Origin of the sequence: Legionella sp. PC997 (assembly GCF_014109825.1) — a bacterium.
Taxonomy (GTDB): domain Bacteria; phylum Pseudomonadota; class Gammaproteobacteria; order Legionellales; family Legionellaceae; genus Legionella.
On the sequence record NZ_CP059576.1, the window covers coordinates 1970804 to 1985675 of the forward strand.

Below are 14872 nucleotides of genomic sequence, written 5' to 3' on the forward strand. Positions count from 1 at the left end.
TGTTCAGGACTCCACTCCTGTTTTAGCTTCTCGATAATAAATGCCTTAACCTAATCATTGGCTTAACATACTTTGGTTTATCGCGCTGTCGGTCATCAGCATACTTTTGAGCATAGTTTGCTTTATAGGTCCAATAACCTAAACGCGTTCGGACAAACGTTAGATTGCGATTAAGCTCTCCACTAATCGTCGATTTATGCACGCCTATTTCATCTGCTATTTGTTGCTGTGTATAGCCTGCATGCACAAAAGCTTGAATTTTACAGCGCTTAAGATAGTCCAAATGCTTGTAACCCATTTTACAACTCCTGTGGTAAATCAGCAGAAAGTTTACTCACTTCTTTCTGCCTCTTTTATATACAAAAGTTGCACTAGTCAGTTGAATTCAAGAGTTAATGTAGTCAACGTTAGATAACTGCTTTAATATCGCGCATCTAACGGGAGCTGTATTAACGATCATCTAAGCGCACGTTGGTTAAAGCAAAACATCCTGACTCAAGCCTTCCCTAATCGATTGTGCTTACCTCTAACTCTGGAGCAATGTCCTCATGCTAATGCATGTTTAACATGCACACATTTCGGAACCTCAATGAAACACCTGGAACAACATAAATGTAGAAGAAATTGAAGACACAATTAAATACTATGCACCCTATGATTATTAATATTCTGAGAATACTCGTTTAATTGAGTCTGCCTATGGCGCGATTTAAAAATGACTCCAATTTTTTAACAGTTGTTAGAGGCTTTCATTCATTAAATATTTTTCAATGATCTTAACCTGTAGTTTAGTTGAAAGCATTCCATCTACGAGTATATCCGCTTCAGCTTTAAATTTCGTATCATCAAATAGAGGTCTTGAGTGATTTAAATAAAAATCTATTTCAGAAACAAGCTCAGTTTTTGTTCTATTCGTTTCTTTGTAATTTCTAAGTAACCATCTACATAATGAAACATCGAGTGGAACGTCAAGGTGAACCCATGTATCAATATACACTCCAGTCTGCGTATGAAATCGTCCTAAAGGAGCATCAAAAATAATATATTTTGTAGGATTAAGAGTGACTTGTAATGTTGGATGAGCTATGGATTGTTTAACTTTAAGAGATTCAAGAATTTCTGCCAATTTCTGATAATTCCACTCGACATAGTTTTCTCCACGTTTATACCAGTCAACATAATCCTCCGGTCCTGTGGAAATCTCATCAAAATCATCCCAATTAATAAAAGTACTATGTAACTCTTTCGCAAGCTCCATGGTAAGTGTGGATTTTCCAGAACCCATGTTTCCACTAATACCAATAATATGAGATGCCATAGAATTTATTTTCCCTTGTTATAAAAAAGCCTTAAATTCATGATATAAAGTAAGGCATTATTTAGATCTCTCTGGTAATTTCATTACCATTAAATGCGTTTGCTCTCCTTTAAAAACACCAATATCCATTTCGAAATCACCAACCATTTTAAAGCCAGCTTTTTCATAAACATGCTTTGCTCGTGGATTATGTTCAGCTGGGTCAATGAAAAATGTATCTGCAGAAGGATCTATTTCTTTTTGAAAAAATTCTGTAAACAATTTTAATGTTGGCGCTGCTAATTTTTTACCCAAATAAGTTGGGTTACCAATCCCAAAATCAATACTGTATGTTGCCCCTGATATTGAAATATTATCTTGCCATATTGGTGGAAGACCATCGTCGTTATTAACGATGGCAGTTAGGATAAAGCAAAAAGGATTATTGTCGACCAGGCCAATCCAATAGGTAAAAATTCCATTGAAATAGTTGGATGGGTTAACACGCCCATCCATAAAGTTGATAATATCATCCTTATGTTCTTGGCTATTATCCCAAAATTCTTGCATATGCGGCTCCGCAAGCCATTGAAATATTATCTCTTGATGTGAATAATTAACTTTTTCAAAATGAATTAAATTAATAAGGTTTGTCGGTGTCATCTAAACTCTTTGATTTATTTCAGTATATTTTTGTATATCATAAATGACAAAAGGCTTCCGAAGAAGCCTTGAACGTGGCATCATCAAGGATTATCATCTCCATTTTTGTTGTGCCAGCTACAATGGGCGGACCTTTGTGTAGCCTCGAATGCCTGATGCTAAAGCAGAGCAGGAACAATGAAATTATATTAATTTCTGTAATAAATCACAAATTATTTGTTAATTTGGATAAAATTAGCACATGAAATACCCATTTATAAATTTCTCTAATTTACTCTCTTCCTCGCCTATTTTTAAAATAATCTCTTTAATCCAATAGTCCCTTTAATCTATTAATCAGACCTAATGGCAATAAGGGCTTAATTCAATTCGCCCACAACGGTATTATTTACTGTTTTTAATGCGATAAAATTTACATTCTATACCATGCCCAATTCCATCTTTATAGTAATGCATTCCACATTTTTCCATTACACGATGAGAGGCTTTGTGATCTATGGGAGCAAAAGCAATAATAAAATCGGTTTTGATATTTTTTTTACTCCAATTAAGAAGGCCTTTTAAAACCTCTGTGGCATAATTCATGCCCCAAAATTTTTTTGCTATTAAATATCCAACCTCAATTTCTCCAGTCTCTATGGGACCAAAACCACAGCGTCCGATAAATTCATTAGATTCTTTATTAAATATAACAAAACAAGGAAGCCCATATTCTTTATGAAAGCCTATAAACTGTTGAATTCTTAGCTTGGTTTGCTCCTTCGATTGCACTCCCTCAGGAAAATACTTTCTAACTTCTGGGTCTAAATTTAATTCAGCCACTAGATGTAAATCTTTTTCATCTATAAGGCGTAATTTGGTGCGTTCAGTTTCGATTTCTAGCAGCATAGTGTTTTCCTATCATTTTATTGATCACCACAACGGCTTTTTTAGTGATGTAATCCCTTGAGTTAAACTAAATGAATGATTTGTATCCAAAAATTGAGATTAACGAATTGACTACAAACTAAGGTGTTTCTTTAGGGAAGTATCTAGGAATACACATTAATTTTGTTTGCCCCCCATACTCGGAGATTCCTTCATTACCTCTGCCTCTTTTATGGATACTAACTGCTTTTTGAAAGTATCACTTTTTTGCAAAACATATCCAGCTTTTGTTTGTAGTGTTTCATAAATATCTTGAAAAACTGCGTTTTGACTTTGCGCTGAATTAATTTCTTTTGCAAATTCCAAAGGAGATTTACCGATACTTTTATCAGTCTGCTCAGGATCCACACCTGCTTCTAATAATATTTTTACAATCTCCAGATTTCCGCATCCTATCGCCTTAGTAAGAGATCCAGGATTCAAGTCAGTCTTTGCCATTTTTTCTAGAAATAATTTCACAATATCAGAATGACCATAAGCTATGGCTGTTTCTAAATAATCCAGACCATAGTTATGAATTTCAGCAATGTCAAAGCCAATATCTAAAAACTTCTTTACTGCATCAACATCTCCGTTATATAGAGCAATCTTAAGCCAATTGCTATTGAGATCCTTAGGGTTATGCATCCTCATCCAATTTTCACTATCCTCTCGTGAAAGTGTCTTGGCATGAAACTTCTCTTTATCTTCATATGAAGCAAAGCTAATCCAAGTAGCAAATTCAATAGTTGATTTAATCTCAAGCTCGCCACAAAATCCACGCTCAATGTCATCCCCAGTTTCTTCTCCACCTGGCTGGTCCATATTATTCATCTTATTTGGATTAAATAGGAGCCAACAATATTCTTCATCCTTTTCAGGGTCATATATTAAACAAATGGCATGATTTTCTGATACTAAGCGTAAAGAAACAGGATTTTTGCAATCTTTCAATTTTTGTTGCAGTAGCCCCAGATAAGTATATAGATCCCAGGTATCATAAGACCCACTAAAAACAGGAACAGAAGGCACCCCCTCCTCTATTTCAGGAGGAAGTAACAAAGAAGCCGCAGCATCAGAAATTTGGTGTTTCATTTGACCTTGAAACAATATGGAGTGAGCGTGGGGTTGCATATATAATTCAACCCCATCTAAAAACATATCAATAGTTAATCGAGCTCGATCTTCCAGAGGTAATGCATGCATTAATTTCGTGAATTTTTCATTAGCTAGATTATTAATTGCATGTTCATCTATGGGATTGAAATCACTACCTGTATTTCTCTCCTCAAGTTCATCTTTAACTTGATTTTTTGCATTTTGAAATAGAGCCCTTCTCTCCTCTTTTACTTTTTCCATTTCTTGTGGAAAGTTTTCTGTGAGAATCGCAGCCATTTGTTTAAGTCGTTCTTTAAATAGATTGTACTCACCTAATAGAACTGCTTGAGTTGCCATTTGGCAAAGTCCAAAGCACATGCCGTTGGGATTTCCTTTGTACCCTAAACTTTGCGCTCTTTCGATAAACCACTCTTGTCCCACAGGCAGTTCGTTCATAGTTTCAAAATTGTTATATCTAATATATAAAATTATAGACATGCTGTATATTTTTACCCCAGCCCAGCCCAATGAAATAAGGATTTGAGGTCTGCCAGCATGAGGGTTCAAGCACAGATGAAGTCTATGATTCAGGCAAAATTGATTTAAAGTTTGATGGCTGCTTTTATTGCATCCAAGCATTCTTCATTCACTTGGTCAGTTGGTAACTCACTACCGCCAGGAACTTTGTTTTTTACTGCAAATGCAGTTAAATATTTCAAACTTTGGGGTGTATAAGTAATTTGTTGCTTGATTTTATTAGGAAGTTTGCTGATGGCAGCTTCGTCTAAGTGCATTGATTTAACGAGTGTGGCAGTTAGTTCCGCTAAACTTGATAATCGTGGTTTGGCAAAATCTGTTCGACGTCTTAATTCCCATTCAGGATGACCTGCATGTTCTAATAAAGAATCCAATTGTTTAATACGTTCATTGGCTTCATCAATTGAGTTAGCTTCTTTTATTTTGATAACAAAAAGATCATATTTCTTCTTTAGTAACAAAAGAGTCTTGTTACCAAAAGGAACTTTAGCTTCAAATAAAAGGTATTGGAAAACAGCGGCAGACGGTCTTCGGCTATCAAGGGCTACATCTAAGACAGAATTCTTCTCTTTGTCCTCTTTCAATAAATCATTTGAGTTCCCAAATTGCAGCAAACATTTTAAAGCTTCTATGTGTCCGCAATAAGCTGCTAAATGAAAAGGTGTTGCTTGATTGTTAGGTTCGGTGCTATATAAGTCTTCAGGATGCTCTCCTAGATGCTTTCGAATGGCTTCAGCATTACCGCGTAGTGCAAGTTGGATAATGCGAGGTAGCTCAATAGTTTTTAGGTAACTTTCTTGCATGCATAACCTCCAAAATGAGGCCGCAATTCTACCATAAATTATGGTCAAAGATCGAATTTCACTCAATTCGCACTATTTTTATTTTACGGAGTATCCTTAGGTTGTACTACTGATTCAGCCCTCTGATCAGAATCCACCGCCTCTTTTTCTAAAGTCTTAAAGACCCCTTTTTTCATGGAGCGTGCTAAGGGACTCGAGCTTTTTGTTAGTGGAACTTTTTCCTCCTCGGGTAGATCACTGGAAGTTTTTGATGCAGTAGGTTCCCTATTCATTTCGTCGGAAATATCTTCTTTTTCAGCATCAGAGTCATTCCTTTTTTGGGGTTTTTTCTCTGATTTATGCTCTGATTCTTCATTTTGAGTTAAATCAGTGCCCTCAGATTCTTCAGCTAAAAATTCATAATATTCTGTACTTTTAAGCTCATCTACTTTTTCCCGTTCATCCCTTCTTTGATGAGATTCCTCTTCGTCATTAGACAGCTCAAGCTCAGCGACCTCTTCTTCAATCATTTTTAAATTAGAATTAACCAGTTGCGTAACGTCTTCTACCCGGCTTTGCTCAGCAGTTCTTGGAAAGAATTTATTATAGTCTTTTTTACTTACAGCTTCTGGAAAATCAATTTCTATTAAATTACTTCCATCAGAACCTATCACTAAATTTTCAGGCTGTCCTTCATATAAACGTATAAATCTAAAATTCCTTGCAGTAACTTCAGGTCTGCCTGCTAAAATACCGTAAGATTTTCCTTGATTCGCAAGAAAATTGTCTAGCTCCTCATCAAAAACTGGTAGTGTGTTTTCAGTAATTAGGCAAACTATTTGATTGGGTGCCTTATAAAAAGAGGATTGAGTATACGCTTCTAAACTCGGATACATTTCTTGAAATTTTATTGCTTCGGTATGGCTATGGAACAAAACACCCCGGGTTATTTCTGGCCCTTTAACTTCCTCGTCGTCTGTTACCAGCCATAATTTAACAAAAGGTGATGCTAAATCAGAAGCGGCATCTCTCTGAAACCTTTGTGTAGTTAGGTCAATTGGTTCATAAAATTCGCATTCATTATATTTGCCACTATAACCTATTCCGTTATGAACCTCTTTTAAAATATGCAAGCTAAGGTGCGTTAAGCCAATAGAATGTTCCTGTAAACCTTTACTAAATCCCGCCCCTGCTATAGTAAGTATAGGAACTGCTTTCAGCACTTTTTTTGTGCTGTCAATAAAATCGTTCTTTGTCATTTCTCTGAATTTTTGCCGTCTGGTATTATCAGTTAACCATTCATTAGTGCGATAAATTTCTAAAATTTTCATTATAACCAGCCTGCATGAAACTGCTTCTCTTCAACTTGAATGAAATTATAGCACAATTATTAAACAGATTGATCAATTGATATCAAATTAACAGAGGATATAGATTGGATAACTTTAAAAAAACAATTATTGAAAGATAATTGAAAAATTACCCTTTATTGGAATAACATAAAAGAACCGCAAGACTTTGTAGATACTCGAGTTATTCTTGATTTATAGAGACAGTACCTTGAATAACCCTATGAATAAATAGACTATGTTCAAGCAACAATTTCAAGAGCAACAAATCATTGAGCTTTTAAATGTTCATTTTGGAATTTTCATTCATTCGGCACAACTTATCCAGGGTGGGGCGGATATGAATTCCTTTGGATATAAAGCGGATTCAGAAACCAATTCTTATTTTGTGAAGCTGAAATACGGGCATTACGATGAAATTAATCTGTCGATCATCCGTCTCTTGCAGGATTCAGGAATACAAGAAATTATAGGGCCTCTGCCAACACTCGAAGCAAAACTATTTCAACAAATAGAGCATGTTAAAATAATTGTGTATCCATTTATACAAGCACCGAATGGATTTGATCAAAAGTTAACCAAAAAACAGTGGTATCAGCTGGGGAAAGTTTTAAAACAAATCCATGAAACCCCTTTGCCCCCATCTATTAAACAACATTTAAGAAAAGAAATGTATTCATCCCAATGGCGCGATATCGTCAAATCCTTTTATACTAAAATGAGCTTGGATAGTTCAGATGATACGATTACTGCTGACTTCAAATCTTTTTTTAATCTATATATTGACGCAATTAATCAATTAGTGGATTCCTCAGAAGCACTTTCTAAAAAAATTCAACGCGATATAGATGAATACGTATTGTGCCATTCTGATATCCATGCGGGTAATGTATTGGTGGTTAATGAGGAGGCAATTTATATTATTGATTGGGATGAACCTATTCTAGCTCCTAAGGAACGTGATTTAATGTTTATTGGTGGTGGCGTGGGTAATGTATGGAATGCATCTCAGGAAATTTCATATTTTTATGAAGGATATGGTCGAACTACCGTTGATAAAACAATTTTATCTTATTACAGACATGAACGCATTGTCGAAGATATAGCAGTGTATGGACTAGACTTGCTTTCACGGAATCGAAGCGATCCGTGTAGACTTGAAAGTTTTAAACATTTTAAAGAGATGTTTAATCCTGACAACGTTGTTGAAATAGCTTTTGCTACAGAGCAATAATAAGTCAATGCACAGAATAATCTACCAATCTACTCATTTTATTATTATTAAATTCAAGAGTGGATGCTCTTTTTAAATTTAAGATGTCCCATTTTCAAATGGTTGTGGGATCTTTATTTAAAAATCTTTGTATATAGAATCTCTACAACAATATGCTGTGATTTCCTTATGTGCTTAATATCAAAGCCTCTATATTATTTATATTGATCTCATTGAACAATGTACTAGCGTTTTATCATTAGAAGATAAACAGTTCTTAGTTTTTAATGCATTTAAATTTTTCTACATAAAGATGGAACTGAGTGCTTGAAAAACAAAGAGTTTAATATAAGATACAATATAACATTTTTTTTAGCTACTTGATTTTCAATCAAGTTTTTTGATTATTTAAGAGTACAGGATGTAAATAAAAAAGGTATAAAAAAGGTATGATTCAAGTAAATGTTTGGCTCTCTACAACACAGATTTTGGGCAAACGAATTAAAAATCGTTTTTTTGGCCCTTTATTAGCCTCTGAGGATAAAGGGGAGCATATTGGACATGCTAATTTTGTTATGGAACTTAATGAACACTCTCCAGGATTTGCAAAATTAGAGGATAAATCATCTATCTTATGCGCCAAGAAAAGTCTATGTTATGTTCCTGAGGCCATTGTCGGTCAATCTGGTAGGTATTATAAACGTAAAGCGCTTCGTAGCGTTCAAGTAACACATAGTTTCTGGCCAGAAGAAAGACCCTCTTCAGGAGAGTTATTTCGGGATTTTTTCAATCTCTTACATCTTGCTCCGAAAGCTAAAGGCACAAAACCAGAGATATCAGATCATGATTCGGATATGAAAAGAGAAGAAAGTAATAGCCGTACTCTTGCTATTGAACATCCTGCCTATAGAAAGAAACAAAAAAAGATCGATGATGCCAAGAGAATTAATCTTGATGCAACCGTTAAAGTTTGGAATATTGATGGGGATATAGATAATAGAAGAACTGCCCTACAAAAACTCAATCAATTAATAATCAAACAACAAACTTTGATTCTTTCATATAATCAACTTGTCGAACACTCTCAGACTGAACTGGATGCATTAAAGAAAACAAAGAATGAGATAGCCGCGCAAGTATTAAAAAATACTAAAAAAACTATTTTTCCTACTAGGCTACTAAATTATTTAAATAAAATTACTAAACCTGATGCAAAGACAATCGCTGAAATATTTCGTTTAACTCTAGAGTTAAACGATTTGCAGAAAGAGAATGAAACACTCAATCAAGATTTAGTTGTTCTTGAAAAAAATATTGAACAAACTCAAATTAATTACCAGGCACAGTTAAAAACGAATCAAGAAGAACTAGATCAAACAGCTAAGGAAATCATACTGCTTCAGAGTCAAATTCAAGAACTTAATCAAAGAATAAACGGCATGGATGAAACTGCTGTTGAATTATTAAAAGCAAACGTTCGAAATCGAGCAGATTTTCTTTCCCGAAAAGAAAATTTATTGCTAAATTCAAATAAAACAGAAGGCAAACATCCTGAGCATTCAATCCAACTCCCCACTAGTGAAAGCGGTTTACGCTATCATATTAATGAGTTAGCAGTTTTAAATGCAATGGAAAAAGAGAGTAATGAAAGTTATTGTTTCATACAAAATAACTGTGCGAAAAGTGTCAAACGTTGTCTATTGGCTGGAATACAACATTTAAGGACTGAGCTCAAAAAAAATGGAGTTTCCGACAGTTTTTTCAAACCTCAAGCTATTGAAACAACAAATGGGGTTTATAAGTGGGCTCGATCATTGGAGCGTGAACTGAACAAGTTAAATAGTCGACCAGAAGCGGAAATAGAAGTAGAAAAAACATCTCATAGAATGAGCTATAAATAAAATTTCCTGCTGAGTATATTTATTTCTTCTATCTCTTCGTCCCTCGTTCATGACCAGGAGGGACGTCGCACGATTTATATCAATATTATCCAAGGATACCACCACCTATACGAATACCCCTTTTATTGAAGCTGACACCGCCATGGGCTGCAAGGTAATAATTTTACTGACAACAGGAGCTTCTGGCATTCACACTAAAGCTACTATGGCTATATACACACCCACAATCCCATACGAAAGACTCACCGATCACTCCGTCGGCCCAGAAATACTCCACCCTTGGAACGGTTTTAAGGCCGCTGCATGCCATTGCCTTCTAAATCACCCACGAACCATATCCCTCGCTCCATTTTTAGGATATGTCAATTAATAAATTATTAGGGGAGTACCCTGGATATTGCGCACCGATTACACTGTAGAAATAACAAATACCTAACGCAAATTTGTTTGCCAAAATCGATGTGTGGAAAACGATTAGATATGCTACAAAAAATTTACTGCTTTTACATCAATTTCTTTCTTAAAATGTAACTGGTATAACCTATAAAATTATCTGGCAATGTGGCAATCACTTGATAACCAAGTTTCTCATAGAAACCTTTCGCTTGAAACTCTGCCGTATCAAGTTGGATCATAGTGCAATTATTTTCTTTCGCGAAAGTTTCTAGAGTCGCGAATAGGTCTCGCCCTAAACCTTTACGGCGATATTCTTCATGGACCCAAACTGTAAACACCCTGCACAAGGGACCGAATACATCTCCTTTAATCCCACCACAAATTTCAGACGAATCATTTTGCACATAGATAATAAATGGTTTTGCTTCGTACTTCCCAATAATTGATTCGTTATATTTTTTTAGATTTTCATTGATGATTTTAGAAATAGCTTCATTTTCTTTAAAATCAATAATAATATTTAATGAATCCTCCATGCTCTCTCCAACTTAAGACTCAATTTATCCTGCTGTTATAGATATTTAATCATATATTTAACTTGAGAACACATCAAATTGACCATCTCATGAAGTAAATCGATTTGCACTAAATGGTAATGGATCTGCGATTAAGTCCCCTTCTGTTATCATTTCTGCAAGTAAACGTCCAGTCACAGGCCCAAGCGTCAAACCGTGATGAGCATGTCCGAATGCAAACCAAAGCTTTTTATGCCGGGGAGCTTGGCAAATAATAGGAAGCATATCCGGTGTACAAGGTCTACATCCCATCCAGGGAGTTTCATCAAGTCGCGTTGTAATTGGAAAAAGAGAGCGTGCAATAGGTTCTACCAACTTGAGTTGCACTGGAGTTTTTTTTGAGTCCCGTGATGCAAACTCAGCTCCCGTAGTGAGACGAATTCCTCGACGCATTGGTGCTAACAGATAGCCATTTTCTACATCAAGTATTGGATGATTAAGTTGGACATTATGTCTCATGGAATAATGCATATGGTATCCGCGTTTGACTGCGAGGGGTAAATGATATCCCAGTCGAGAGCATAAAGTATCTGACCATGGTCCCAATGCAATGACTGCCGTGTCGGCTTTAAGCAAACCCTTCTCTGTGTTGACCGTCCACTGCTCCGCTAAAGTGAATGCGTCACCCCAAAAAAAGCGGCCACCAAGATGTTCAAAATAATGTGCATAGGCTGCAACTAAGGCAGCTGGATCATTCACCGCCTCAGAATCAATATAACGAAAACCTCCTAACAAAGATTTATCCAGATGAGGTTCTGCTTGAGATATCGAAGCTGAGTCCAAATACTCAAATCGGATTCCATATTCATTTTTGCATTGTTCAGCAAATCGCATTTCCATATCTTGTTTTTTTGCAGTTCGAAATATCTTTATCCATCCACCAGAATGGAATAAATGGCTTACGCCTGCTTGCTCAGCTATAAAATGATGTTCCGTAACGCTATGTTGAATTAAAGTTGCATAGGAACGGGCAATCTCTGCATGGCGCAATGAATGAGAATTCACCCAGTATTTCCATAGAAACGGTGCAAGCCTTATAAGCGATTTAGGATGATACCTAACCTCAGGGGAACAATTCAAAGCATACTTGAATAAGGAGGCCATATCTCTTGGAAATGGATAAGGATATACCCCTTCACGTTGGATCAATCCGGCATTTCCAAAAGAGGTTTCACTTCCGGGGGCCTTCAAATCAATTAATGCCACAGAACGCCCTCGCATTTGTAAATGAATTGCAACCGATACTCCTACAATTCCACCGCCAAGGACAACGGCATCAAATTTCATAAATAGATACTCCGCTTATGAGATAATGCAATGAATTGCCATTATTGAGTTTATTGGATGAGCTTATAACCTGTAAATAGTTAATTTTTCAATAAGGCACCCTACAAAAAAACTGGGTTCTTACAACCTTTTATGAAAGTACAATTACTAAATAGGCTAAATATAAAACTCCATTCAACAGTAATGCCTTTATTCGAATTCCACGAGTGGCAATATTAAATCTTAGCCATGCTGTAGCAATATAGGTTACAAGAATACCGGTAAGGACTATTCTAGAGGGCTCCCAAGGTGTTAGGAGTATTCCTAATGCAGGAAGTAAAGTACCCTGAAAAACCATCGCGCCGGTTATATTGCCAAAAGCTAGAGTATCTTGACCTTTTCTTACCCAAATCACACTATTCACTTTTTCGGGTAATTCCGTTGCTATAGGAATGACCAATAATGATAAAAGTAAAACGGGTATGCCTAGAGAGTTAGCCGCCTGCTGTACTCCGTGAATGAACCCTTTTGCACTCAATACTAATAAAAATAAACCCAAAGTTAATTGGATCAAAATGGTTGGAAGGTTGTTTTTTAACCCGAGTTTAGTAATCAATAAGGGTTCGTTTGTGATTACCGAATGACCATCTTCAACCAACGCCTTGGAGGCTCTGAAAGTGAGCATCAAATAAATAAAATAGAGAGTAACAAGAATAATGCAAAATAGAATACGGATGTAGTTTGGTTCTAAGGGGAGGAACATCGCTAAGGCTGCGAATGTGAAAGCGACTAAGAAAAAAGTCATATCACGTTCAAAACCAGTGCGTTCGGGTGTTATATATCCATTTAAGCCTCTTTTTTTAATAACTGAACACGTCATGATAAAAGTTGATAAAGTGGATAACATTAACGGGGCACCTAAGATTGCTCCTACACTAATTTCTTCATTTACTTGTCGATCAGCCGTTCCTGCAATGATTGCAAGAATCGGCACTGTAGTTTCAGGAAGCGCAGTCGATATAGCAGCAAATATTGAACCAGTAACCCCCGTTGAAATATCTATTTTTTCACCAAAATACTCAAGCGCATTAGAAAATAGTTGCGCGGAGATTAAAATAAGGATCAACAAAACTAATAGTTCAAACCACATATACATATTGTATCCCTCATAATGGCAGGCAATGATTCATTCATAAGTACTTTTTCAATGTATAATTTGAGAGCGTTTATTAAAAGTACAAAAATTTTAATGTTCAACATAATTCAGAATAACTAAAATACAAGGCCCTTGGGCTATTATATTGATATTATGATGTTTACAATTTTGAATGGCTAAGTCACTTTCGGCTCCAGGCTGCATCCAAATGTTTTTAATCCTTCTTTTAATCGCTTCTTCGACAATTTTCTCAGTAATAGCTGGTGGCGTTATAATGGAAATACTTTCCACCTCATCGGGTAATTCCCTTACTGAATGCACGACAGATAAGCCTTCAATTAAATCCTCTTGAGGATTTACTGGATAAACTGTTTTATTGTTCTCAAGATAACAACGTAAGACCTCATTACCATATTTTGACCGATTAGAGGAAGCCCCAATAACAGCAAAGGCTTTTGACTGGAAGAATATTTCAATTTGGTGATTTATCATTGTGGTTTCACTTGAATAGTTGGCATTCATTAAGTTTAGCAGTGAATATTAAGCCCCAGTATATTTACTAATCATAATATTTTTCCAATTTCAATGTCGCGCGGATCACTTTCATGATGGTCAGGATCATCAAATGGCATGTTAACGTATTGATGATGCAAATAAAAATTTATCGCTTCAGGAGAAGATTGTATGTTTAGTTTAATAATGCCCGTATGCTGTAACCATCTTTCAATAAGAGTTAAAAAATTACTTCCTATACCCTTATTACGATAGGCCTCATCGATCACAATTATTCGTAATGCAGCTCTTTGATTTGGCCACAATTGGATATGGGCATACCCAACTCGGTTCGTTCCTTGATAAAGAACAAAATGTATGTGGTCCTTATGATCAAATGTCCAGGTATAGGGATCTGAAATCGTTACTTTATCAAAAAAATATTTTTGACGAAAAGTACGTGCTAACTGCCATTCTAGAGGCGTTAAAGCTTTCACGATGCGAAGCTTAGTAAAGCCAGTTTTAGCCTCGATTTGAGTAATAAATTCCTCTTTCCCTAGACAATAAGCGGTAATATCATTGGGAAATTGTTTTGCTAAGTCTATTTTTAGTGTTGCATAAGTATCACGATCACTTGGATGGGATCTCATCCAATCTCGAAAATTCAAATGCCGTTCAATTTCTGAATTGTTCTCTTCAAAAACATGTACATTGTGAGTTCTTACTAATGCTCCTTTTTGAAAAAAACGACGAAATGGAATGCCATACTCACCCATAGTAGAATAACCAATGGTTTCCATTGCTTTTGAAGCTTTATCTACGAGCAAAATATCTTGAACAACAGGAAGGATATCAATAATAGGCTTTGCACTTAACCCTGGAACCGATGTTGAGCCTATATGATGGATGGCTATACAATTGTTCCCGAGTGTATGCTTTATTTGGCGTGCTTCTTTTGCAAAAAGTTCAGGCCATAATGAATTATAAGTAACAACTTCGACCGTTCTTTTCATTTTGTGTGTTGCCAGTAACAAAAAAAGTAAATCATACCTTAGACCTACCTTACACTCAATTTGAAGGATACTTTTCTTTAAAAACCAGCCAATTAAACAATAATGGCATTAAGTTGGACTTAACCTTCTATTCATTATCATTCTGTCAGCTATATCTCCTTTATGAAAGAACCAAAAAAAATTCTTATTGTGTGCATATTAATTCCTTTTGTTATATTATGATACACC

The 14872-nt window shown here is 35.7% G+C and carries 14 protein-coding genes; 2 read left to right on the forward strand and 12 right to left on the reverse strand.

Going from position 1 to position 14872, the window contains the following annotated elements; genetic code table 11:
• Positions 1-22: 22 nt before the first annotated feature.
• From HBNCFIEN_RS08390 to HBNCFIEN_RS08420, 7 genes are all read right to left on the reverse strand, one after another.
• Entirely contained in the window at positions 23-298 is a 276-nt protein-coding gene (locus HBNCFIEN_RS08390) for a helix-turn-helix domain-containing protein (RefSeq protein ID WP_182390664.1), read from the reverse strand.
• Positions 299-739: 441 nt separating this feature from the next.
• Positions 740-1318, reverse strand: coding sequence for an AAA family ATPase (locus HBNCFIEN_RS08395; protein WP_182390666.1), 579 nt, complete (start codon positions 1316-1318; stop codon positions 740-742).
• Between the two features lie 57 nt (positions 1319-1375).
• Positions 1376-1867, reverse strand: coding sequence for a GNAT family N-acetyltransferase (locus HBNCFIEN_RS08400; RefSeq protein ID WP_255464163.1), 492 nt, complete (start codon positions 1865-1867; stop codon positions 1376-1378).
• Positions 1868-2344: 477 nt separating this feature from the next.
• A complete protein-coding gene (locus HBNCFIEN_RS08405; protein WP_255464164.1) occupies positions 2345-2782 on the reverse strand; it encodes a GNAT family N-acetyltransferase in 438 nt (145 codons plus the stop codon).
• Between the two features lie 222 nt (positions 2783-3004).
• Positions 3005-4603: an ankyrin repeat domain-containing protein gene (locus HBNCFIEN_RS08410; RefSeq protein WP_220470994.1), complete on the reverse strand. Its 1599-nt coding sequence runs from the start codon at positions 4601-4603 to the stop codon at positions 3005-3007.
• Positions 4567-5304 (reverse strand): ankyrin repeat domain-containing protein, encoded by a 738-nt coding sequence (locus HBNCFIEN_RS08415; protein WP_182390670.1) that lies wholly within the window; start codon positions 5302-5304, stop codon positions 4567-4569. Before HBNCFIEN_RS08415 ends, HBNCFIEN_RS08410 begins: the two co-directional genes overlap by 37 nt.
• 83 nt (positions 5305-5387) lie before the next feature.
• Complete coding sequence (locus tag HBNCFIEN_RS08420) at positions 5388-6614, reverse strand: hypothetical protein (RefSeq protein ID WP_182390671.1); 1227 nt, start codon at positions 6612-6614, stop codon at positions 5388-5390.
• A gap of 256 nt (positions 6615-6870) precedes the next feature.
• On the opposite strand from HBNCFIEN_RS08420, the gene HBNCFIEN_RS08425 reads away from it, so the two are divergent.
• Both HBNCFIEN_RS08425 and HBNCFIEN_RS08430 read left to right on the forward strand, forming a co-directional pair.
• The gene (locus HBNCFIEN_RS08425) at positions 6871-7866 is read left to right on the forward strand and encodes a phosphotransferase (protein ID WP_182390672.1); all 996 of its coding nucleotides are present in this window, start codon (positions 6871-6873) and stop codon (positions 7864-7866) included.
• Between the two features lie 428 nt (positions 7867-8294).
• Positions 8295-9746 (forward strand): hypothetical protein, encoded by a 1452-nt coding sequence (locus HBNCFIEN_RS08430; RefSeq protein ID WP_182390673.1) that lies wholly within the window; start codon positions 8295-8297, stop codon positions 9744-9746.
• 503 nt (positions 9747-10249) lie between these two features.
• Here the strand turns inward: HBNCFIEN_RS08430 and HBNCFIEN_RS08435 are convergent.
• The 5 genes from HBNCFIEN_RS08435 to HBNCFIEN_RS08455 form a co-directional block, all read right to left on the reverse strand.
• Positions 10250-10678, reverse strand: a complete 429-nt coding sequence (locus tag HBNCFIEN_RS08435) for an N-acetyltransferase (RefSeq protein WP_182390674.1) — start codon at positions 10676-10678, stop codon at positions 10250-10252.
• 87 nt (positions 10679-10765) lie between these two features.
• Positions 10766-12004, reverse strand: a complete 1239-nt coding sequence (locus HBNCFIEN_RS08440) for an FAD-binding oxidoreductase (RefSeq protein ID WP_182390675.1) — start codon at positions 12002-12004, stop codon at positions 10766-10768.
• A gap of 130 nt (positions 12005-12134) precedes the next feature.
• Entirely contained in the window at positions 12135-13139 is a 1005-nt protein-coding gene (locus HBNCFIEN_RS08445; protein WP_182390676.1) for a sodium:calcium antiporter, read from the reverse strand.
• A 90-nt stretch (positions 13140-13229) separates the two neighbouring features.
• Positions 13230-13631 carry a CoA-binding protein gene (locus HBNCFIEN_RS08450; protein ID WP_182390677.1) on the reverse strand — a complete coding sequence of 134 codons (402 nt, stop codon included), beginning with the start codon at positions 13629-13631 and terminating at the stop codon, positions 13230-13232.
• 71 nt (positions 13632-13702) lie between these two features.
• Positions 13703-14644: a bifunctional GrpB family protein/GNAT family N-acetyltransferase gene (locus HBNCFIEN_RS08455; protein ID WP_182390678.1), complete on the reverse strand. Its 942-nt coding sequence runs from the start codon at positions 14642-14644 to the stop codon at positions 13703-13705.
• Between the last annotated feature and the right edge of the window lie 228 nt (positions 14645-14872).

What these genes read in the sequence shown, in the direction of transcription:
- HBNCFIEN_RS08390 (WP_182390664.1), bottom strand. Translation starts at nt 298, where the DNA reads ATGGGTTACAAGCATTTGGACTATCTTAAGCGCTGTAAAATTCAAGCT.
- HBNCFIEN_RS08395 (WP_182390666.1), bottom strand. Translation starts at nt 1,318, where the DNA reads ATGGCATCTCATATTATTGGTATTAGTGGAAACATGGGTTCTGGAAAA.
- HBNCFIEN_RS08400 (WP_255464163.1), bottom strand. Translation starts at nt 1,867, where the DNA reads ATGCAAGAATTTTGGGATAATAGCCAAGAACATAAGGATGATATTATC.
- HBNCFIEN_RS08410 (WP_220470994.1), bottom strand. Translation starts at nt 4,603, where the DNA reads ATGCTTGGATGCAATAAAAGCAGCCATCAAACTTTAAATCAATTTTGC.
- HBNCFIEN_RS08415 (WP_182390670.1), bottom strand. Translation starts at nt 5,304, where the DNA reads ATGCAAGAAAGTTACCTAAAAACTATTGAGCTACCTCGCATTATCCAA.
- HBNCFIEN_RS08420 (WP_182390671.1), bottom strand. Translation starts at nt 6,614, where the DNA reads ATGAAAATTTTAGAAATTTATCGCACTAATGAATGGTTAACTGATAAT.
- HBNCFIEN_RS08425 (WP_182390672.1), top strand. Translation starts at nt 6,871, where the DNA reads ATGTTCAAGCAACAATTTCAAGAGCAACAAATCATTGAGCTTTTAAAT.
- HBNCFIEN_RS08430 (WP_182390673.1), top strand. Translation starts at nt 8,295, where the DNA reads ATGATTCAAGTAAATGTTTGGCTCTCTACAACACAGATTTTGGGCAAA.
- HBNCFIEN_RS08435 (WP_182390674.1), bottom strand. Translation starts at nt 10,678, where the DNA reads ATGGAGGATTCATTAAATATTATTATTGATTTTAAAGAAAATGAAGCT.
- HBNCFIEN_RS08440 (WP_182390675.1), bottom strand. Translation starts at nt 12,004, where the DNA reads ATGAAATTTGATGCCGTTGTCCTTGGCGGTGGAATTGTAGGAGTATCG.
- HBNCFIEN_RS08445 (WP_182390676.1), bottom strand. Translation starts at nt 13,139, where the DNA reads ATGTATATGTGGTTTGAACTATTAGTTTTGTTGATCCTTATTTTAATC.
- HBNCFIEN_RS08450 (WP_182390677.1), bottom strand. Translation starts at nt 13,631, where the DNA reads ATGATAAATCACCAAATTGAAATATTCTTCCAGTCAAAAGCCTTTGCT.
- HBNCFIEN_RS08455 (WP_182390678.1), bottom strand. Translation starts at nt 14,644, where the DNA reads ATGAAAAGAACGGTCGAAGTTGTTACTTATAATTCATTATGGCCTGAA.